The organism is Microcoleus sp. BM001215392, from assembly GCF_036700185.1.
Lineage (GTDB): Bacteria > Cyanobacteriota > Cyanobacteriia > Cyanobacteriales > Microcoleaceae > Microcoleus.
Window position 1 is genome coordinate 1 of record NZ_JAUBOJ010000423.1, and the last position, 5,998, is coordinate 5,998.

Below are 5,998 nucleotides of genomic sequence, written 5' to 3' on the forward strand. Positions count from 1 at the left end.
CTCGTGCCATTGATGATGTTTGGAGAGTTATTAGTGCCGCTTGGAGTGTTGGTTAAGCCAGCAACGAAGATGTCGCGGCTATTGGTGTCTCCCGGCACGAGGTTGGAGGCATCAGATGCAAATGCTACTCTCTGCCCGTCAGCGGAGATGGAGGGGATGTAAGAAAGAGCATTCCCCTGATTGCCGGCTTCGCCAACAGAGACGCGGGTGGTGGTGTTGGTTGACAAATCCCGCACGAAGATGTCTTCTTTACCGTTAGTGTCCCCCGGCACAAGATTGGATGCCTCAGATGAAAACGCGACAAACCGCCCATCATCTGAGATGGAGGAGAAATTGGAGCCATCGTTCGCCTGAAGGCCGGCTGAGTCAACAGAGACGCGGGTGGTGGTGTTGGTGAGCGTGTCGCGCACGAATATATCGCTGGAATTGTTAGTGTCTCCGGGCACAAGGTTGCTCGCATCAGATGAAAATGCCACAAACCGCCCGTTGGCTGAGATCGAGGGCTTGGAGCAGTCGCCGTTCCCCTGAAGGCCGGCGGCTGAAACAGAGACGCGGGTGGTGGTGTTGGCGAGCGTGTCGCGCACAAAGATATCGTCGTTATTGTTAGTGTCCCCCAGGACGAGGTTGGATGCCTCAGATGAAAACGCCACAAACCTCCCGTCGTCTGAGATGGAAGGGTTGGAGGAGTGGTTGATCGCCTGAAGGCCGGCCGCGGAAACAGAGACGCGGGTGGTGGTGTTGGTGAGCGTGTCGCGTACGAAGATGTCGCTGCGATTGTTAGTGTCCCCCGGCACGAGGTTGGGGACATAAGATTCAAACGCTACAAACCGCCCGTTGGCTGAGAGTGAGGGAACGAAGAAGCCAATCAGCACACCGCCGTTCCCTTGATTTCCCGCTGAATCTACAGAGATGCGCGTGGTGGTGTTGGTTGACAAGTTGCGCACGAAGATGTCGCTGCGATTGTTAGTGTCCCCCGGCACGAGGTTGGGTGCAAAAGATGTAAACGCCACAAGCCGCCCGTCGGCTGAAATGGAGGGACTGCCGGAAGTCTCGTTTCCTTGATTGCCGGCTGAGTCTACAGAAACGCGGGTGGTGGTGTTGGTTGACAAGTCGCGCACGAAGATATCGCTGCGATTGTTAGTGTCCCCCGGCACGAGGTTGGATGCCTCAGATGAAAACGCGACAAACCGCCCGTCGGCTGAGATGGAGGGGATCTGGGAAATGCCGATCGCCTGATTGCCTGCTGAGTCTACAGAAACACGAGTAATAGTCATAAATCCTCACCCTAAAATTGCAAATTTGGTCAATTGTCGATCGCTCTTTGAGATCAAAACCAACAGACATCTCAATAATTCTTGTGACACAGGCAGGATGCCTGTTGAAAACTTGGTTTTTTGGAGAAATCTAACAGTCACAAAAAACCAAATTACGGCAGCGGTACAAAAGTATAACCTGTATTTCCTCCGGGTTTAACTTGCACTAAAGTTGCCTTACCCGCGCGATCGCCCGTTGGCAAAAATTTCACGTTCTCGCTCGCCCCTGTTGCAGAAAAACTGGGATTTCTGAGCGCTTTTTGTAAGTCCAAGCGCGTATTGCTTTGCTGCAAACCGGCAATAATCGCTTGAGCGGCATCATAACTGGTTGCTGTCCGCCAATTCACTATTCCTCCCCACCGCTGGCGCGCATTTTCTGGGAAGGGATTGCCGGGATTCGTTTCGGGATGCCAGGGAACGGACAATACTAACCCGTTAATGTCGTTTTGTCCTTCTTTTAATGTTTGAATTGTGTACAGCGTACTGCTGCTGTAAAGCGCCAATTTGCCTTGATTGGCGCGGGCTAGCTCGATCGCGCGATCGATGCGATCGATCTGGGGAGCTAGCATTAACCCTTGTGCGCCGAGGCCCGCAGCATCCGCGATCGCATTTTTAGGATTAAATGTTGGTGCTCCGAAGTCACAGACTGTAGGTACTAATTTGCCACCGGCTGCTAAAAAGGAGGCGACAAATTCATCTTTTGACAGCAGGTTCTCGGTAGATTGAGAGTCGTAACAGAAGGCAATATTGGTTTTGCCGGCTGTTTCAACTACATATTTTGCCAGGGGAACCGCCATCGAACTCAGGGTAGGTACTGTCCGAAAGATGTAGCTGCCAAATCCTGATAAGTTCTTCGTCGAACTTGTTGGCGTCACCATCACCAGTTTTTCTTGCTGATAAATTGGAGCGGCCGCTAAAGATGCCTCGCTGGAGTTGTGTCCGATTACGGCTAGAGTTTTCGGGTCGTTTGTTAATGCTGCTGCCACTTGCTTCGCAACTTCTGGGCTGTTGTCATCGCTGACAATTTCTACTTGCAATCCCGCCGCTTTTATGCCTCCTTTCAAGTTAATTTCATCTTGAGCTTGGGCGACTCCTCGGAGGATTTCTTGCGCTATATTGGGGTTGGTGGCAATGGGTACGCTAACGGCAATTTTTAAGGGAGTGCGATCGCTCGCTATAGCATTATTCAAATAGATGACTGTTTCCGGATCGTTGCGATTTTGTTGCAGCGATGCTTGAAATTGTTTGGCAGCTTCTTTGTAATCTCCTTTGGCAAAAGCTTTAACAGCGGCTTGCTTTTCTGCGGTTGTTGCTGATGCAACTAAAATCTTGTCTCCCAAACTGATTCGATTGGCGATCGGGCTGGATTTTTTTTGAGACAACCCATTCAATAAATAGGGAACCAATTGGTATGTCCCCCACGCAACTAAACCCAACACCAGAATAAAAACGATCGGTGGCAGACTCCTTTTGTCTTTCACAACTTGGCTCATATTATCCTCCTTAAATTTAGCGGTCGAAATGGGATTTTTGCCGTGCGGGACGCGAGCAGCGCATCCTACCCCAGGTCTGATTATCAACGACATTTATTAGACCTTTTTATGTAGCCCCAAAATATAGTTTTTAGGCCCGACTTTTTGTGGCTACAGCGATGTTCCTGACGGTTGTCTCTAGTTTCTAGACTGTGATTCCATTGCGGTTGGCTGTTGTCGTCAAGATATACTCAACTTGAGCCGGAGTTAGAGTCGGATTGGCATTCAAAACTAAAGCCGCTACACCAGCTACGTGAGGGGCTGCCATGGATGTGCCGTTAAAGGTTTTGTATGTGTTATTGGGAGTTGTAGAATAGATATCTACTCCCGGTGCAACGAGGTAATCTAAAGGTCGGAAGCCTGCAAGGTCAGAGGATTTATACATTCTGTTATTTTTGTCAATTCCTCCCACGGCTATTCCGAAGCGAGTGGCATTAATAGCTGGATAGTCTGGTTGAGGAGAACTCTCATTTCCGGCTGACATGACAACAACAACTTTTTTGTCTGTGGCGTACTGAATTGCGGCGTCTACCAAAGGTTGAGGCCTAGTATCACTTCCCAAGCTGAGGTTAATGATATTAGCTCCATTATCGACAGCATAGCGAATTCCAGCAGCAACATCACTCCAACTCCCTGTAGCAAATTTCGGCAATACTCTGACAGGCATAATCTTGGCATTGTAGGCAACTCCCGTGATGCCAAAATCATTGCGTTCCGCGGCGATTATACCTGCTACGTGAGTCCCGTGACCGCTGAGAGACTCATCCATCGGATTGTTATCATTAGACACAAAATCCCAACCCCCGATATCATCAATAAATCCGTTGCGATCGTCGTCAATGTTGTTGTTGGGAATTTCACCCGGATTCCGCCAAATATTGCCATCTAAATCGGGATGCGTGTAGTCAACACCGCCATCGACGACAGCTACTACGATGCCATTTCCTGTAATTCCCCGCTCCCAAATTTCCGGCGCATCGATCGTGTCTCGTCCCCAATTATTCCCACCCAAATTTGGAACTGCTGGGAAGGAATTTGGACTGTTCAGCGCCCGGGAAACTGCTGCATTTGCATCCACCAAACCGTATCCGTAAATGTTGTTAAAACCCGTAACAGATGTTGTGGCGGCGATAGTCAGGTTGTAATTTGTAGATTCCTGGAAAAAGTTATAAACTCTGACATAGTAAGTCCCTGGATTGAGACCTAACAAATTAATGTTTTCTGGTGTGCTGTCGTAGTTAAAAGACTTGCCAATAACTTCATCCCACTCAAAGATACCGTTGCGATTATTATCTTGAATTATCTGTAAGTCAGCATCCGCTCTCAAACCGTCAAGACGCAAGGTTAAATCGCTATTGCTGTTAAGAGTAAATCGGTAAAAATCATCGGAATCGCCAACTCCGACAAAATCGCTTAAGTTGACCCTGCCGTTTTCAACGCCAACAACATTTCGAGCAGTTGCTAAGGTGTTGTCTGGGTAGGATAAATTTAACTGACTTGCTGTTCTGGTTCCTGTTAGCGGATCTGTGTCGCCAGCGAGAGCATCTGAGTTGGATATTGGGGCAGATGTAGCACTGGCGACTTGATTGTTGGTCGAGAAACTGAGGCTGTCGCTGGCTTTTGGTACTAGAAAATCTGCTATTTGTTGTGGTTCGCCGATCGCACTGGCTGTCAAACGATCCGCATCAAAGCCGTTGCTGGGAACGCTTCCGCTAAATTGACTGGGTGCCGTCAAAAAATCAAACTGACCGCTGTTACCAAAGGTGGTTAAGGGTGCTGTTAGCTGCTGTTGGCGATCGCTTCCAAGTATACCTGTGCTTTCCATAAATTTGCTCCTGTTAATTTTAGATTCACTTTGGTTTAAGGAATAATACTTGATTTGAAAGTAATTAGTATTATTACAGAGGCGAGATGATACGTCTATTCATAAATTCATTACCTAAAGTCATAAAAGTCATAACCCCAAAGTCATAAAAGTCATATTTTGAATCATTGGGGATTTATGCAGTACAAAAACGGTTGGGTTCGTAGTGCGGACAACAGTCCGCAACATGAAAGCGGACTGAAGTCTGCACTACTAACCTATATGATGGCGGTTAATCGAGATGATTGAGAATCACTAAACTGGCGCACCGTACCGCTACGGCTAATTCGATCGCCCAAACAGGATAAAATCACTGCGATCGATCGCACCACCAGTCACTTTATTCACAGTAGCCAACAGTTGACCGTTCCCAGAAATCGCGATCGCACCTGCATTAGCGCTTTGGGTAATAGTGAGTTGAGCAAAAGTTAAATCGCCCGCTAACACTAGCAAATCTTCACCTTTAGTGAAATCAGCAATCACATCGCTGCCTTCACCTGCGGTTAAAATAAAACGATCGCGCCCAACCCCACCAATCAGAAGATCGTTACCCAAACCACCAGTCAAAGTATCATCACCATCGCCGCCACAAATGCTGTCGCTGCCGCGATCGCCCAACAGCAGATCGTTACCAGTACCCCCCACCAGAACATCGTTTCCCTTGCCGCCATAGAGCGTATCGTTGCCCTCTGAGCCGCTAACTGTATCGGCACCATCTCCCCCGTTCAAGCAGTCGTTACCCTCAGCCCCCACCACAGTGTCATTGCCTTTGTCGCCCCAAATCGAGTCATCGTCTTTGCCGCCGATCGCCACATCATCGCCTTTACCTGCGAAAATGATATCGTCGCCCGCATTGCCGTTGAGGTAATCATTGCCTCTGCCGCCAAACAGCAAGTCTCTGTCTGCATTCGGCCCGAGCGGCACATTGCTGGGCCGCCCGCCGTAAATATTGTCGTTACCGCTTTCGCCTAGCAGAATGTCGTCGCCGTTGAAACCGTCGATCGCGTCGTTGAGATTGCTTCCAACAAGCAAATCGTTGCCGTCAGTGCCGTTGAAAGTGCGATCGACTGAATTCGGCCCGGGAATTGAATCGATCGCAGGTAGGGCGATTTCGTCGCAAGTGCGATCGGCATTGCCGCCGACAATGGTGTCAGGGTCAACAAAAGTTGGACTCGGAGTTTCCGTTGGACTTGTTACTGGAGTTGGACTTTCCGTCGGAGTCGGAGTTGTTACCGGAGTCGGACTTTCCGTCGGAGTCGGACTTGTGACTGGAGTCGGACTTGTGACTG

At 49.1% G+C, this 5,998-nt stretch carries 4 protein-coding genes; all 4 read right to left on the reverse strand.

The genetic code is table 11. The features are described 5' to 3' along the window. On the reverse strand, nt 1-1,274 hold a 1,274-nt coding region (locus QT974_RS29625), incomplete at its 3' end, for a TolB family protein (protein ID WP_333471964.1). A gap of 152 nt (nt 1,275-1,426) precedes the next feature. Then, entirely contained in the window at nt 1,427-2,806 is a 1,380-nt protein-coding gene (locus tag QT974_RS29630) for an ABC transporter substrate-binding protein (protein ID WP_333471965.1), read from the reverse strand. 184 nt (nt 2,807-2,990) lie between these two features. Next, nucleotides 2,991-4,670: a S8 family serine peptidase gene (locus QT974_RS29635; RefSeq protein ID WP_333471966.1), complete on the reverse strand. Its 1,680-nt coding sequence runs from the start codon at nt 4,668-4,670 to the stop codon at nt 2,991-2,993. A 321-nt stretch (nt 4,671-4,991) separates the two neighbouring features. Further along, on the reverse strand, nt 4,992-5,998 hold a 1,007-nt coding region (locus tag QT974_RS29640; RefSeq protein ID WP_333471967.1), incomplete at its 5' end, for a calcium-binding protein.

Coding starts and splice junctions, on each gene's coding strand:
- QT974_RS29630 (WP_333471965.1), bottom strand. CDS start 2,806: ATGAGCCAAGTTGTGAAAGACAAAAGGAGTCTGCCACCGATCGTTTTT.
- QT974_RS29635 (WP_333471966.1), bottom strand. CDS start 4,670: ATGGAAAGCACAGGTATACTTGGAAGCGATCGCCAACAGCAGCTAACA.